The 16,319-nt window shown below is 35.4% G+C and carries 15 protein-coding genes; all 15 read left to right on the top strand.

Annotation, left to right across the window (positions count from 1 at the left end):
• Positions 1 to 11 precede the first annotated feature (11 nt).
• The 15 genes from AAGU76_RS07925 to AAGU76_RS07855 all read left to right on the top strand — a co-directional run bounded on the left by AAGU76_RS07925 (position 12) and on the right by AAGU76_RS07855 (position 16,313).
• The gene (locus AAGU76_RS07925) at positions 12 to 1,340 is read left to right on the top strand and encodes a sugar phosphate nucleotidyltransferase (RefSeq protein ID WP_342484936.1); all 1,329 of its coding nucleotides are present in this window, start codon (positions 12 to 14) and stop codon (positions 1,338 to 1,340) included.
• Between the two features lie 26 nt (positions 1,341 to 1,366).
• Positions 1,367 to 2,020 carry a CatB-related O-acetyltransferase gene (locus AAGU76_RS07920; protein WP_342484935.1) on the top strand — a complete coding sequence of 218 codons (654 nt, stop codon included), beginning with the start codon at positions 1,367 to 1,369 and terminating at the stop codon, positions 2,018 to 2,020.
• Between the two features lie 4 nt (positions 2,021 to 2,024).
• On the top strand, positions 2,025 to 2,834 hold the full coding sequence (locus AAGU76_RS07915; protein ID WP_342484934.1) for a hypothetical protein: 810 nt from the start codon (positions 2,025 to 2,027) through the stop codon (positions 2,832 to 2,834).
• A 21-nt stretch (positions 2,835 to 2,855) separates the two neighbouring features.
• Complete coding sequence (locus AAGU76_RS07910) at positions 2,856 to 4,103, top strand: glycosyltransferase family 4 protein (RefSeq protein ID WP_342484933.1); 1,248 nt, start codon at positions 2,856 to 2,858, stop codon at positions 4,101 to 4,103.
• A gap of 65 nt (positions 4,104 to 4,168) precedes the next feature.
• Positions 4,169 to 5,371: a hypothetical protein gene (locus AAGU76_RS07905; RefSeq protein WP_342484932.1), complete on the top strand. Its 1,203-nt coding sequence runs from the start codon at positions 4,169 to 4,171 to the stop codon at positions 5,369 to 5,371.
• A 35-nt stretch (positions 5,372 to 5,406) separates the two neighbouring features.
• Positions 5,407 to 6,417: an alpha-1,2-fucosyltransferase gene (locus tag AAGU76_RS07900; RefSeq protein ID WP_342484931.1), complete on the top strand. Its 1,011-nt coding sequence runs from the start codon at positions 5,407 to 5,409 to the stop codon at positions 6,415 to 6,417.
• 43 nt (positions 6,418 to 6,460) lie between these two features.
• Positions 6,461 to 7,507, top strand: coding sequence for an N-acetylneuraminate synthase family protein (locus AAGU76_RS07895; RefSeq protein ID WP_342484930.1), 1,047 nt, complete (start codon positions 6,461 to 6,463; stop codon positions 7,505 to 7,507).
• A 4-nt stretch (positions 7,508 to 7,511) separates the two neighbouring features.
• The gene (neuC, locus tag AAGU76_RS07890; protein ID WP_342484929.1) at positions 7,512 to 8,666 is read left to right on the top strand and encodes a UDP-N-acetylglucosamine 2-epimerase; all 1,155 of its coding nucleotides are present in this window, start codon (positions 7,512 to 7,514) and stop codon (positions 8,664 to 8,666) included.
• Between the two features lie 15 nt (positions 8,667 to 8,681).
• Entirely contained in the window at positions 8,682 to 9,392 is a 711-nt protein-coding gene (locus AAGU76_RS07885) for an acylneuraminate cytidylyltransferase family protein (protein WP_342484928.1), read from the top strand.
• A gap of 27 nt (positions 9,393 to 9,419) precedes the next feature.
• Positions 9,420 to 10,754, top strand: coding sequence for a hypothetical protein (locus AAGU76_RS07880; protein ID WP_342484927.1), 1,335 nt, complete (start codon positions 9,420 to 9,422; stop codon positions 10,752 to 10,754).
• A gap of 46 nt (positions 10,755 to 10,800) precedes the next feature.
• Entirely contained in the window at positions 10,801 to 11,847 is a 1,047-nt protein-coding gene (locus AAGU76_RS07875; protein ID WP_342484926.1) for an acyltransferase family protein, read from the top strand.
• Positions 11,848 to 11,891: 44 nt separating this feature from the next.
• On the top strand, positions 11,892 to 12,881 hold the full coding sequence (galE, locus tag AAGU76_RS07870; RefSeq protein WP_342484925.1) for a UDP-glucose 4-epimerase GalE: 990 nt from the start codon (positions 11,892 to 11,894) through the stop codon (positions 12,879 to 12,881).
• A gap of 52 nt (positions 12,882 to 12,933) precedes the next feature.
• Positions 12,934 to 13,977, top strand: coding sequence for a Wzz/FepE/Etk N-terminal domain-containing protein (locus AAGU76_RS07865; protein ID WP_342484924.1), 1,044 nt, complete (start codon positions 12,934 to 12,936; stop codon positions 13,975 to 13,977).
• Positions 13,978 to 14,206: 229 nt separating this feature from the next.
• Positions 14,207 to 14,797 carry a TetR/AcrR family transcriptional regulator gene (locus tag AAGU76_RS07860; protein ID WP_342484923.1) on the top strand — a complete coding sequence of 197 codons (591 nt, stop codon included), beginning with the start codon at positions 14,207 to 14,209 and terminating at the stop codon, positions 14,795 to 14,797.
• A gap of 130 nt (positions 14,798 to 14,927) precedes the next feature.
• Positions 14,928 to 16,313, top strand: a complete 1,386-nt coding sequence (locus tag AAGU76_RS07855) for an AbgT family transporter (RefSeq protein WP_342484922.1) — start codon at positions 14,928 to 14,930, stop codon at positions 16,311 to 16,313.
• Positions 16,314 to 16,319: the final 6 nt, after the last annotated feature.

The raw sequence follows: 16,319 nt of genomic DNA, 5'->3' as shown, positions 1-16,319 counted from the left end.
GAATATATTTAATGAATGTAATATTATTATCAGGGGGATCGGGAAAAAGACTTTGGCCTCTTTCAAATGAAACCAGATCTAAACAGTTTTTAAAGCTGCTCAAAGATGAGAGCGGCAATACTGAATCAATGGTACAAAGAGTTTACAGGCAGATAAAAGAAGCTTCAATAGATGCAAACATAGTTGTAGCAACAGGAAAATCACAGTTGGATTCCATCAGAAGCCAGCTGGGTAACAGTGTAGATGTTGTTATTGAACCAGACAGGAGAGACACATTTCCTGCCATAGCTTTGTCCAGTGCATATCTTAAATATGAAAAGAACATGGATGACGAAGAGGTGGTATTAGTTTTGCCTGTTGACCCGTATGCGGAACTGAATTATTTCAAGACATTGACAAAAATGGAAGAAATGGTAATGCAAGGTGTTTCAAACATGTCGTTGATGGGAATTAAACCGACATATCCTTCTGCAAAATATGGATATATTATTCCAAGGAAGAACAGCTGTTTAGTGGAAAAGTTTCAGGAAAAGCCCAGTGAGGAATATGCTGAAACGTTAATTAAAGAAGGAGCAATTTGGAACGGAGGCGTATTTGCCTTTAAGCTTGGATATCTGATTGACATAATAAAAAAATATATTAACTTCGATTCTTTTAAAGAAGTAAGAGACAATTATGACAGTTTGCCCAAAATCAGCTTCGATTACGAGGTTGTTGAAAAGGAAAAATCAATTTCAGTAGTGGAATACGAAGGTATCTGGAAGGACTTGGGAACATGGAACACCCTTACAGAAGTCATGGATGACAATACACTTGGTCATGTTATAATTTCTGAAAGCTGCCAAAATACACATGTTATTAATGAGCTGGATATACCGATAGCTGTCTTGGGTACCAAGGATATAGTTGTAGCCGCAAGCCCGGATGGGATATTGGTATCTGATAAACACCAAAGTTCATACTTGAAAACATACGTGGACAATATCCATCAACGCCCTATGTTTGAAGAAAGACGCTGGGGAGAATACAAGGTGATAGACTATGTGTCATACGGTGACGGCACCTCTTCTCTGACAAAAAGCCTGTTTATGAAATCCGGAAAATCAATAAGCTACCAGTCTCATTCAGTTCGTGATGAAATATGGACTATTGTTGATGGCACGGGAGATTTGGTTATTGACGGACATGTGCGAAACGTAAGAAGAGGAGACGTGGCTTATATAACCAAAGGGCAAAAACATGCAATCAGAGCAAATTCTGATCTTAGATTCATAGAAGTGCAGATAGGAACCGAATTGCTTGAAAGTGATATAGAACGGTTCGAGTGGGAGTGGAACTGATTAAGTCCAGAAATCGGAGTTAAGATATGAATAAATTAAAAATGATTATAAACACATTTCTTTTCAGATTTAAACTTCTAAAAAGAAATATCAATATATCAATGCTGGCATTCCTTGATAATAGATGTAGTCTTACAGATAATATTAAGGTGGACAGGTTTTGCGTGCTGCACAACGTCTCTATTGAAAAATATTCGTATATAGGGTTTAATTCACATATAAAAAACTGTAAAATAGGTAAGTTTTGTTCCATTAGTTCGGATGTGAAAATTGGACTTGGCAACCATCCAACTCAAATGGTATCAACTTCTCCGATATTCTACAGCAATGATAATCCATTTTCCTTGAAATGGGTCAGCAGCAATTCCTTTGAGGAATACGAAGAGGTCAACATAGGAAATGATGTATGGATAGGAACCAATGTTATCATCATGGGCGGTATAAACATAGGAGATGGTTCGATAATAGGAGCAGGATCCATTGTAACCAAAGATGTAGCCCCTTATTCAGTAGTTGTTGGCGCTCCTGCAAAAGTGATCAAGAAAAGATTCAAAGAAGATGAAATTGAAGCTCTTCTAAAAATGCGATGGTGGGAATGGGATGATGAATTACTAAAAAACAAAATTCAATGCTTCGCTGACATTGAATCTTTTATTAATGATTATAAAATAAACGGGTGATATAATGGGAAAGTTCCAATTGTTATTTCAAGTTGATAAATTAATGATAAACATTGCCGGTGCCTGCATAAGTTTGGTAAGGACACCAAAGCTGTTAAAATACAGAAAGCTTCTGGAGAAAAATAAGACACTGAAGGAAAACAGAGTGTCTGATAAGTGTTATATTTGTGGATTGGGGCCGTCACTTAAGTCAGTTAACCTGAATGAACTGGATGGAGACACAATAGTTGTAAACAGGTTTAACCGTTTTGACAAGGAAAAAAATTTCAGTCCAACATATTACTGCATTACTGACAGCGGTTTTTTAAGCCAGGAGAACCAAAAAGAACTGATTGAAGCAACGAGCTACTACAAAAACACAAAATACTTTTTGAATGCTGCATTTTTTGATTTCATAAACGATAAGTCCGACAACAGTGAAAACTTATACTATTCATGTAACTGGAAAGGCTCCTTCAGCCATAAAAATGAAATAGATTACGCAAAAAATGAATCCGTTATGGAAAATGTTGTCTGTTATGCAATAAGTCTGGCTTTATATATGGGGTACAAGGAAATTATCCTGCTTGGATGCGATTATAACACTTTTGCCACTCAGAAGCCAATACACTGTTATGGCGAGGAGGACAGCCGAAAAATAAGTTTATCATATGAATTGTTCTGCTATTCTTTTGTATCCGACACACACTATGAACTTGATAAGTATGCAAAGAGACATAATGTAAGAATCATTAACGCGACACCAGGCAGTTTAATAGATGCCTATGAAAGAGATGATAATTACATTTCAAACATCCGGAATGCTAATAAATAATTTAAAACAGAGGTTAGTAAATTGAAGGTATTGCTTGCGGCACCATACATTTATATTAAGGGACATAAACACGGATCAAGGAATCAAAGCGGACTGGCCTATATGATCAGAGATATTGCAGAAATGTTATCAGACCAGGGAGCAGAAGTTTATGTTTTGACCCAATCAGTATTTACTGAAAAGATGAAGGTCGGAAATATTAATATGTTGCCAAAACAACTTATCCATATGGTAATCGGATGTAAGCCGGCATATTTAAAGTATGCACTGAAGGCTATACGAAAAGAAAGTTATAGCATAAGCAAGAAAGTACGCATATTGATGTATTTCCTTACCGGTGGATATTTGGAAAGTACAATAAATAGGATTAAACCAGATGTAGTTCATATTCACAGCATAGGCCTGTATACATTGCCTTTTATCATGGCCTGCATCAGAACCGGTACCAAGTTTGTTGTAACACTGCATGGTCTGGTATCTTTCACAGAATACGAGAACAGCGGCAAATTAGAGAAATCATTAGAAAAGGAATATCTGAACTTTGCTCAGAAGTTTGATGTCACAACAACAGTTGTAAGCACAGGAGTCAAAAATAGAATTGAGAACTGGCAAAAGGGGAATTCTGATTATATAAAGGTAATATTGAATTCGTTTAAACAAGATTGTGTAAAAGCAAAGACAAATAATGATAGTAATAAATTAATACTATGTGTCGGTAGTTTGTCTGACAGGAAAAATCAGCTGCAGGCCATAAGAGCTTTTGAACTGTTAAAAGATAAGAGAAAAGAAGGATATAAACTGTTATTGGTGGGTGATGGCCCCAAAAGAGAAGAGTTAGAAGGTTATATCCGTGATCATAATTTACATGAAGTGCAGTGCGTTGGAAAAATCGAAAGGTCTCAAGTACAGGAGTTGTATGACAGGGCTTCGCTACTGGTAATGTCAAGTATCGATGAAGGATTTGGTCTGCCGGTTATAGAAGCATATTCAAAAGGTATTCCGGCAGTTGCATTTGCAGATTTGGATGCAATACCTGATTTATACAATGAAGATACAATGATTTTAGTAGATGAACGAACAGATATTGCTTTATCAAAAGGTATTGAGCAGGCACTTGAAAAAGAATGGGATAAAGAAAATATAAAGAGCTATTATAAAAAATTTCAGCCGTCTGCAATAGGATTTCAATATTATGACTTGTTAAGCAGCTGTGAAAAAACTCATGCCAAAACTGAAGATTTTACCGATATGTTACAAAATTTATTTTAACTCCTAAATAATTGAAAATATCGGTGAGTTCTTATTAAAATTTTCAAAATTGAAAAGGATTAAAGATGATTGAAAATTTAACGAATATCGGGAAAAAATTATACGACAACATATTTTCATATTTTTTAATATTTAGTATATGCATAGGCGGATATGTTTTGCCAAATACAAGCTTTTCGCTTGGACTTTTTGTTTCCTTTGTGTTTTCAGTAGTAGTTTTTTTGTATTATATTATTGCTAAAAAGCATGTATTTTTGTTTGATAAAGGATTGTTCTTATTTATATTTTATATCTTCTTCAGCCAACTTGTCTTGTCTATAGCCAGCGGCGAAATTGTAATAATAAAAAGACTTTTTATCGTAATAGTTACATCCTTCACAATATTTGTTTTTTACAACCTTATAAGTGAAGAAAGCTTTTTAAAGGCATATGAAGTAATCGGAATAATTTGTTCAATAGGATTGCTGTATCAAGCCTTGATGGTATATATTCTCAAGCACCCTGTAAGCCCAATAGTAATATTAAGCAGAGTATTTGTTCCAAAAACAAACTGGGCATCAAATATTTTAAGACCAATGTCGTTTTTTCAGGAACCTCAGGCATATGCAACATTTATGCTGCCACTGCTGGCATATACATTAAATCACAAAAAATATCTGTTAAGTATTTTTTTTGTAATATGTATTTTTTTATCCACTTCTACAACAGGTGTAATAATGGCAGTTGGCATATGCTTATATACAGCCTTAATAATAAACAAACATAAACTTTCATCATATATTTTCCTGATAATTATGATAATAATTTTTCTGTTGATTGTCAGAAGCGATATATTCATTTATACAATTAACAAGGTAATTAACATAAGCTTTAACAATGAAAGACTTTCAAACGGGTTTACAATACTCAAAAATCTGGATTATAAACAATTGATCTTTGGAGTAGGTGCGGGAAACATTTATAATATAATGTTCAATCAATCAATAAAATTGCCCAAGTATTACTCGACATTTTCAGGAATAATCATTGATTATGGGATTTTGGGATTATTTCTTTATTGTTTTATGCTTTACAGGCTTTTTAGAAGGCAAAACAAAATTGGCAGACTATTTGTAATTATGATTTTTATTTTATCATTTACACAGACCATTTTGTTTAATACAGCGTTTGTTAATTTCTATACGGCATACTTCATATGTTCATTGAATGAAGAAAAAAACTTTTACAAACTTGTTTTCAATTCTCATAAAGGGGGGGAACCATCATAATAGTTGCACATATCGAGTCAGGTCTGGGCAATCAGATGCTGGACTATGCAGAATACCTGGCATTAAAAAGGTCTAATCCCAACGAAAAGTGTTATATTGAGAATCTTATATATGAAATAGGAGACAGTCAATCTGCAATCAGCATGTGGAATGGCTACGAACTTGAAAGTGTATTCGATATTAAAGCGCCTAACATTAAAGAAATCTTCAGCGAAGATCAGTGGAACGAAATAATAAATCATGTGAAGGAAAGCAGGTTCTGGCTTGACAATTGGCGTTATTCCGATGCTGTATGCAAGGCTTTCGCAAATGAGGGAGTGCTGCTAAAGCCATTGAATAACAGACCTTCTTTGGAGGAAAAAGAAAAAACAAACGGAATCCTGAAAAGGACTAGAACGAGATTTGCAGGAACATATATTGGGTATTCCGTTAAAAGGCTTCTATACATTGTCTTTCAAAATGCTGTGATAAAAAAGGTATCAACACCGGAAAAATTATTCTATGCGACGGATGAAGATATATACGGAGGTCATTTTTTAAAATTTCAGTATAAAGGAAACGGCATTGATAATATAGATGCTGATATAAGGCAGGCCTTTAAATTCAGCGAGATAACAGATGATAAGAACTTAGTATGTCTAGATATAATAAACAGTACCAATTCTGTTTCAATCCATGCGAGGCGTGGGGATATGCTCGGCATCAACAAGTATTGTTATGAGTATGGATATTTCAAAAGAGCTGTAAAATTCATCAAAAGAAAAGTTGCAGATCCTGTTTTTTTCTTCTTCTGTGATCCTGGAAGCGTTGAATGGTGCAGGGAGAATTATGATATTTTTGGACTGGATAAAAATGAGGATACAGTCAATTTTGTAGACTGGAACAAGGGTAATCAAAGTTACAGGGACATGCAGCTAATGAGCAAATGTAAACACAACATAATAACCACCAGTTCATTTGGATGGTGGGGGGCTTATTTAAATGAAAATCCCAATAAGATAACATGTTCTCCGGATATTAGAATAAATACAACAAATTCGTTTTAAATGATAAGCTTTACTATATAATCAATAAGAAAGGATTGAAACCATGTCACGAAAAACTTTTTTTATTAAGGATATTGAAGTCGGTGAAGGAGCAATACCATTAGTAATACCCGATATAGGAATCAATCATGAGGGCAGTCTTTACGTTGCAAAACAAATGGTTGATGCAGCCTTCAGGGCAGGTGCAAGAATTATCAAACATCAGACTCATGTGATTGATGATGAAATGAGTTCAGCGGCTAAAAAGGTTCTGCCTGGAAATGCTGATGTATCCATATATGAAGTAATGAGCAGATGTGCTTTAAATGAAGAAGAAGAATATGAGCTGATGAGATATACCGAATCATTGGGTATGGTATTTTTAAGCACACCATTCTCAAGAGCAGCAGCTGATAGGCTAGAGAAGTTTGGAGTATCTGCTTATAAAATAGGTTCCGGTGAAATGAACAACTATCCATTACTTCAACACATTGCTTCATTTGGAAAACCTATGATCGTATCTACGGGAATGAACAATATAAGCAGTGTTTCAAAAGCTGTCAGAATACTTGAAAATTCCGGAGTAGACTATGCCCTGATGCATACAACAAATCTATATCCTACAGATCCTCGACTGGTAAGACTTGGAGCCATGCAGGAAATGATGAGAGAATTTCCCGGAATACCAGTGGGTTTGTCAGATCATACCTTAAATAACAATGCATGCATAGCAGCCATAGCCTTAGGAGCTTCGTTGGTAGAAAGACATTTCACTGACACCAAGGAAAGGACAGGGCCCGACATCGTATGCTCAATGGATGAACAAGCATTGAGGGAGATGATACAGGCAGCAAATGAGGTTCCCTTGATGCTGGGAGGAACCAAGGAAGCAGCCAGAGAGGAACAGGTCACCATAGACTTTGCATTTGCTACGGTTGTCACAATTAAACCCATAAAAAAGGGTGAGACTTTTACTAAAGACAACTTGTGGGTAAAAAGGCCTGGAACTGGAGAGATACTGGCAGAGGAATATGAGTCGCTGCTTGGTAAAAAGGCAAGGCTTGATATTCCTGATGATGTTCATTTAGAATATGATATGATAGAAGGTTAAGTCCATGTTTGACAATGGAACGCAACAGAAAAAAAACATATTATTCATAACAGGTACCAGAGCCGACTACGGAAAAATTAAGTCCCTGATAAGGTCTGTAGAAGACAGTGATTCGTTTGAAGCATATGTATATGTTTCTGGCATGCATCTGCTTGAAACGTATGGCAGTACTTATAAGGAAGTTCTTAAAGATAATTATAAAAATGTATATGTTGCTTTCGGCTTAGTATATACTCAGGATATGAGCTATAACCTTGGTGACTTAATATGCAATCTGACGGGATACGTAAAGAACATCAAACCAGACATGATTATTGTACATGGTGACAGGATAGATGCTCTTGCAGGCGCAATGGTCGGAGCGCTGAACAACATAAGGGTGAGCCATATTGAAGGAGGAGAACTTTCAGGTACAATAGATGAGTCAATACGCCATGCTATTTCGAAATTTTCACACTTGCATTTTGTTTCCACAGAGGATGCAAGAAACCGATTAGTGCAATTAGGAGAAGCAGGTGACAGGATTTTTATTATCGGATCGCCGGATATTGACATAATGTTGTCGGATAAGCTTCCAACTATAGAAATGGCTAAGAGAAGGTATGACATCAATTTTGAACAGTTTTCTTTATTGATGTACCATCCTGTTACGACTGAGTATGAAAAAATAGGACAAAATATCAAGGCTCTTGTTGATGCAGTAATTGATTCAGATGAAAATTATATAGTTATATATCCAAACAATGATTTGGGGTCTGAGGTCATTTTAAACGAATACAGGAGATTCAACAATAACAATAGGTTTTTAATCTATCCTTCCATCAGATTTGAATATTTTCTGACTTTGCTGAAGAGCGCCTCATTTATGATTGGAAACTCCAGTGCCGGAGTAAGGGAAACGAGTGTCTATGGTATACCGTGTATTGATGTGGGAAGCCGACAGTCAAACAGGTACAATCCTGAAGTGATCAGAAATATACAACATGTAGAAGAAAAATATGATGATATTTTGACTGCAATAAAACAAATTGATAATTATAGGGTCAAAAACAAGATTTTCGGAAACGGTAACAGCACGGAACATTTCATAAAGACAATAGAAAACGAAGAAATTTGGAAGCTGCCAATACAAAAAAACTTTGTGGATTTAGACTGGTAGATGAAGGAGAAATAAATGATATCCGATAGACGAGTTCTGGCTTTAATTCCAGCAAGGGGAGGAAGCAAGGGCATTAAAAACAAAAATATTATCAGCCTATGCGGCAAACCTCTTATTGCTTATTCAATAGAAGCTGCTAAAAACAGTGAGTATGTAGACGATGTCATCATCACTACGGACAGTGAAAAAATTGCAGAAGTCAGCAAACAGTATGGTGCAGAGGTACCTTTCATGAGGCCTTCAGAGCTTGCTGCAGACACTTCAAAAACAATAGATGCAGTAGTTCATGCAATAGATACGCTGAAAAATTCGGGCAGGATGTATGATATTTTGGTCCTGCTGCAGCCTACTGAACCTTTAAGAACAAGTAAGGACATAGACAATGCATTAAAAAAGCATGTGGAGTCAGGATATAAAAGCATTGCATCAGTATCAGAAGTGAATGACCATCCTATTTTAATAAGGAGTATCGGCCAAAACGGAGAATTGCTACATTTAACAGAACAAAACAGTACTGTCAGGAGGCAAGATATGCCTGCTTATTATAGAATCAATGGCTGTATCTATATAAACGAAATTTCTGACATAAATTCTGAAACAAGCTTTAATGACAACAGTTTTGCTTTTGTCATGGAACAAAGCCATTCTGTTGATATAGATGATCCTGCAGACCTGGCATTGGCGGAGTATTATATAAAAACACTTAATTCAAATGACAACTTGTAATGAAAACATAAGGATAAGGAAGTATTTATGAATTTTAAAGGTACTTTGAACAGAAACAAAGACATAGTTCAGAATGTAGTATTTGCATTTATTGTCAGGGGACTGTCCATGATAGTTTCTTTATTTACTATGCCTGCATATATCAGGTACTTTCAAAATCAGACAGTGCTCGGTTTATGGTTTACCATCCTATCAGTTCTTAACTGGGTGCTGATGTTCGATTTAGGTTTAGGAAATGGTCTTAGAAATAAACTTCCGCATGCACTGGCAGAAAATGATTATGATAAGGCCAAGAAGTATATTTCTTCCACCTATCTTTCGGTTATTGTTCTGATTGCTGTATTAAGTGCATTAAGCATGCTGGTCTTCCGGTTTATACCGTGGAATACAATTTTTAATATAGACTATTCATTGATTTCGCATGAAGTTTTGGTACAGAGTGTGAAAATAGTTTTTATAGGGATCATGCTTCAATTCCTGCTGAAGTTGATTGCTTCGATACTGTATGCATTGCAAAGATCTTCAATAGTAAACTTCCTTAGTTTACTATCGAGTATCCTGATATACATTTTTGTCAGAATGGCTCCAAGTTCCGGTTTGGAACAGAATCTAGTACGTATGTCGTGGGTTAATGTGTTTGCAGTTAATATACCATTGATTGCTGCAACAGTTATTATATTTTCCACAAAATTAAAGAACTGCAGGCCAAGCTTTAAGATGTACAGTAAAAAATATGCAAGGGAAATATTAAAGATAGGCGGAGTGCTGCTTTGGCTGCAGATAGTATTTATGGTTATTTCATCAACCAATGAGTTTTTGATATCACACCTTACATCGCCGGATTCTGTAGTTGAATATCAAATATATTTTAAGATATTCAATGCATTCAGTTCTATTTTCTCACTGGCACTGGTACCTATCTGGTCTGCAGTAACTAAAGCCCATGCTGAAAAAAGCTATTCATGGATTATGAAGCTTTATAATTTGCTGCTAATCATGGCTGCCCTTGCTTTTATGGTGGAATTGGCAATTGTTCCATTTTTGCAATGGCTCGTCAATATTTGGCTTCAAGGTTCATCAATTACGGTAAAGATGCCTTACGCCATAGCCATTGCAATATCCAACAGTATTTTTGTGCTTCATAATGTAAATACTAGCTTGGGCAATGGAATGTCATATTTTAAGACTCAAATTATCTGGATGAGTTTTGCAGCATTGGTGGACATTCCGCTTGCGTATTTGTTTGTTAATTTGACTGGAAGTTGGATTGGTGTTATAATAGCAAATATTATTGCATTATTGCCGTATGAAATATTGGAACCAATCTACCTTAAAAGGTTTATTAAGAGACAATTTAATTAAATTAATCATGTTTATCAATAAATTACAAATAAGGATATAACAATAAATGGAAAGACGTAATCATTCAAGAAATGAGTTTCTGGATTATTTAAAAGGAATATCGATAATCTTGGTTTTTATCGGGCATTGTATTCAATATGGCAGTGGTGGAGTGTTTTTCTACAATGCGGGTTTCTTTGAAAATAATTTGTTTAAATTTATATATAGCTTTCATATGCCTTTATTTATGCTGGTGAGCGGATATCTTTTTTATTATACAGTTAACAGATATTCAACTAAACAGGTTTTAGTAAACAGAATTAAAAATGTATTAATACCGATTGTGGCATGGGGTATATTATCAGAATGCATCGTTATATTGAAAAATATCATTGGTCATGATCCAATAATATTGTATGAGGTTCTATATAATTTTGTTAGAATTACACTCCTGAATTTGTGGTTCCTCTGGGCTGTTTTGTATTGCAGCTTGGCAGTTGTATTTGTAAGAAGGTTTTTTAATGACAGCATATGGATGTACCTGTTGTTTTTCATGGCGTCATTTATATTGCCGGATCAGTTGAATATGCATTTGTATAAATTTATGTATCCGTATTTTGTCTCGGCATATCTGTTAAATAAGTTTAACGCAATCACCTTAACAACAAAATTAAAGAAATGGCAGATCCTGATATGTTCAGGCTTGATATTCTTTATTATGCTGTCAATATACAATAAGGATACATTTATATACAATACCGGAATTACTCTGATAGGAAAGAACATTCCTCACCAAATAACTATAAACTTATTCAGATGGGCTATAGGATATATAGGAAGCATATTTGTAATTTGTCTGTCGAAATTGTCATTTGACAGCATTACCATTGCTAATGCAAAGAAATTAATAGTTGAAGCAGGTATGAATTCATTGGGCTTATATATTCTAAATAGCTTCATGAATCAGCTGTTAATCAGACTAACTTCGAAATTCACTCTGAATTATATGATCATAATGGCTGAAACTGTAATTATGTTGATTCTGGCCTTGTTTATCAATAATATTATTAAAAGGATTCCGATAATGAATAAAATATTGCTTGGATATAGATAAGCTTTTAATTAAAAAAAATAACTGCAATAATGGGGGGAGTATCAATGAATATACTGGTAACAGGCGGAGCCGGTTACATCGGCTCACATACATGCGTATCTCTTATAGAGTCCGGACACACGGTTACGGTCATGGACAACTTATGTAACAGCAAGGTTGAAACCATAGATAAAATTGAATTAATCACAGGAAAAAAAGTCACATTCTATAATATAGACGTAACAAATGAATCTGAAGTTGACAGGATTTTTTCGAAACATGACTTTGATGCCATAATTCATTTTGCGGGTCTAAAATCTGTAGGAGAATCAGTGTCCAAACCTCTGGACTACTATTATAACAATTTACTTGGAACAATTGTAGTCTGCAGGGTTAGTCTAAAATATGGAGTGAAAAGATTTGTATTCAGTTCATCAGCTACTGTTTACGGAGATAATGAAAGCCCATTTGTAGAAACAATGAAACTACTTCCTGCCGCAAATCCTTATGGTGAAACAAAAGCCATGTGTGAAAGAATATTGATGGATATGGTTAAAGCTAATTCTGGTTATTCTGTTACCTTGTTAAGGTACTTTAATCCGATAGGAGCACATGAAAGCGGATTAATAGGAGAATTGCCTAACGGCATACCAAATAATCTAATGCCGTATATAACGCAGGTAGCAAAAGGTAAGCTGGAGAAATTGAAAATATTCGGAAATGATTACCCTACTGCAGATGGAACAGGTGTCAGAGATTACATTCACGTCATGGATCTTGCTGAAGGACATGTTGTTGCTGTTGAAAAAATGAAAGACGGTTTACAGATATATAATTTAGGCACAGGAAAAGGCACCTCTGTACTCCAATTGGTAAATGTGTTTGAAGAAGTAAACGGAATAAGAGTTCCATATGAAATTACTGACAGAAGACCTGGAGACATAGCAGAGTGCTATGCGGATGCCGGTAAAGCTGAGTCGGAGCTGGGCTGGAAGGCAAGGCAAACTATTCGTGATATGGTTAGAGATTCATGGAGATTTGAACAGAACTTATAAAAAGAGATTATTGAAAGGAGATGTATGATTATATTAATCATACTAAAATCAAATGAACAATTTTCAGAACAATTCTGCTAGATACAAGGATGAAATTGATTTAAGAGATTTGTTTATAACACTGTGGAAAAGAAAGACAGTTATAATATGTTTAACATTGGTTTTTGCAATTATAACAGCAATGGTCAGTATGTTTGTGATTACGCCTGTCTATGATTCTAAACTAAATATAGTAATCAGCATGCCGGAGGAGTATTCTACCAGATTCGGGCAATACAAACTGCCTATTACTACAAATGAGCAATATATAAATCTTATAACAAGCAATGATGTATTGATAAATACAATACAAGACATGGAATATGATAATCAAAAAATTACACTGGAAAAATTGAAAAAAAGAATCCTTGTTGTAGGCTCAGACGTTAAGGCAAATACTATACAGAACAGCTTTGAAGTAATTGTTTCAGCTGATAATCCTGAAGAATCACTTAAGCTGGCGGAGTCATTATATGAGAATTATATCGAGTTTCTGGATGTTATGACAAAAGAAAGAGCCATCAGCTACTTTATCAATTATTTTAATGTTCAAAACAAGTCTCTTGCTAATGGATTAAAAAATACAAAAGAATTGTTGAAAAAGAATGAAAAGCTGCTGGCAGAAACAAGCCCCACAATAGCAAACGGACAGGGCAACATAGAAATTCAGACGCAGATGACTAATGTAAGCAATTATGTGATTCCGGTAGATACTGCTAATCCAAATTACATTAAGATTGAAAATGATATAGTTGCTAATAAGCAGCAAATATATAACATAGAAAACAGCATTGAGATGAATGGTCAGTATCTTACAGAGCTTGAAATAGAGGAGGAAGCAATCAGCAAGTATTATGAAACAGGCCGTGCAGAAAAGCTCGAGTCCAGCGTTATTAGCGTAGTGGAAACTAGTGTGTATCTGCCGTCACCACCTGTGGCACCTACAAGAAAAACCAGTCCGAGCAATACATTTAACACATTGATTGGAGCTGTTATAGGGGGAGCAATTGGTGTTATGATAGCGCTGATCAAGGAATACTGGATTAAAAAAGCATAATAGAAAACTTAAAGATGATTGAAAGTAACCATCAAATATAAGGGGACCTTCCCACTTTTGAAAGAAGCACTTGAAGAATTATATTCACCGGATTTGATTTAAAATCCGGTGAAGTATTATTTGGGAAAGGCTTATTTGACGCTTACGATTAAAAACAATTATCTTCAAGAATTAGACATATAGAATTGAAAGTAGAGATAAGATTTATATTTGAAGGAGTAGTGTTTCTATGAAACGAACAAAGGAAGATGCGGAGCAAACCAGACAAGCTATACTGGATGCCAGTTTCGATATAATAAATACAAAAGGTTTTGAAAGAATGACAAGAGATGATATTGCCATGGAGATGGGAATGACCAGAGGAGCGGTAAATTGGCATTTCAAGACTAAAGAAGAAATTTACTTTTCAGTTCTCCAGGATATCTTAGATCGCCTTGAAGCTATCAGAAAGAAATATCAGAATGATTCCAGCATGTCTGCTGAGGAACGGCTGACAAATCTTTTTCTTATGCCCATCAGGTATGTGAAGTGGTTTGTGTTTGTTAACAGAATTCCCCATTATCTTTTGGAACAATCTGAATTCTCCAGTATTGAAAATAGAATATATCAAAACAGAATGAAGTTTTTAGAGTATTTGGAAGAAGTATTGACCGAGATTGAAAATAAATCCGGGAAAAAGCTAAGAATGCCCAAAGATAAATTGGCACAGGCATTGTATCTTATTTACGAAGGCCTCCACACCAGAAACACCTGGAATAATTCCATGATTGAATTTTCTGAAAAAGAAATTTGGGAATTATTAAGCAATATAATCTACTGACAAAGAATTTTATATTGACAAATAAAAATTTTAGTGTTATACATATATTAACGAATGTATGTATACGTAAAGTTTATAGAGCTCGGACTTTTCGTAATCATCCAACAAAATTAAACTTAGGAGGCATCAAATGGAAGCAACAAAGAGGAAAAAGTTATCATTTCCGCACGAATTCATTATCGTAATTGCAATGGCAGTATTGGCATGTATTTTGACCTACATTATTCCAGCCGGTGAATATGAGCAAATAAAATCAGAAACAGGAAAGATGATTATCAATCCGGATGTTTTCAGGTACATAGAAAACACACCAGTTTCTATATGGAAAATTCCAATGCTTTTGGTGAAAGGTTTTTACGATTCCAGCAGCTTAATATTTGCGATACTAATTTTTACCGGATCAATGCAAATTATTATGGCAACAGGAGCATTACGCGCTTTAACAAGTACAGTCATAAAAAAATTCAGCAAACGTCAGACGATAGCAATTGCAGTTATTATGTTTGTGATTGCAATATTAAGTTCCCCGATGGGGTATAATCCGTTTATAGCATTTGTACCTGTTGCACTTTTGCTGTCGCATCAGTTAGGATATGATGAATTGGTTGGGGTGGCGATGATTACCTTGGCTGCAGCAATGGGACCTAATGCAGGGATGCTGAACCCGTCCACTACAGGTATAGGCAACCAATTAGCCGGGCTGCCAATTTTTAATGGAATAGGGTTTAGGTTGATTGGATTTTTTATATTCACAGCTGTAACCATTATTTATGTGATTCGCTATGCCAACAAAGTAAAAGCTAATCCATCATATAGCTATGTTTATGGCATAAAGCCAAGTATAGGTTCAGATACAGGTGCCATTGATGAAGAATTGACAGGTCGTCAAAAACTGGTTCTGGTTACAGTAGGTATTGCTCTTATTGTATTAGTTTATGGATGTACAAAACTTGGTTGGGGTTTCCAGCAAATGTCTGCCTTTTTCCTTGTCTTGGGTGCTCTTGGCGGTATTGTTTATGGTATGCGTGCAAATGAAATATGCATGCAGTTTGCAGAAGGCAGCAAGTTGGTCGTGCGTGCCATAATTCTGATTGCTTTTGCAAGAACGATCTCTATAGTGCTTGAAGGCGGCCATGTTTTGGATACAGTTGTTTACAGCGTGTCCGGCTGGTTAAGTTATTTCCCTAAATTTCTGCAGGCTCCCGGAATGCTTCTGATACATACAATCATAAACTTTTTCATCACGTCCGGCAGCGGACAGGCAGTGGTTACAATGCCGGTAATGCTTCCGGTTGCCCAGATTATAGGGATGTCTCCTGAAACGGCAATTTTGGCACTCAACTATGGCGATGGCTTTACAAACATAATTTTTCCACACTCTGCAGCGTTGATGGCATTCTTGGTATTGTCTAATGTTCCTTATGAAAAGTGGCTTAAATTTATTTGGAAGCTGCTGTTATTATGGTATTTAATAGGATCTGTTCTCCTGGTTATAGCACAGATGATAGGATATTAATTATAA

It is taken from the genome of Sedimentibacter sp. (assembly GCF_038562225.1).
Lineage (GTDB): Bacteria > Bacillota > Clostridia > Tissierellales > Sedimentibacteraceae > Sedimentibacter.
The sequence above is the reverse complement of the archived record's forward strand: the minus strand, read 5'-3'. Positions and strand labels throughout refer to the sequence as shown.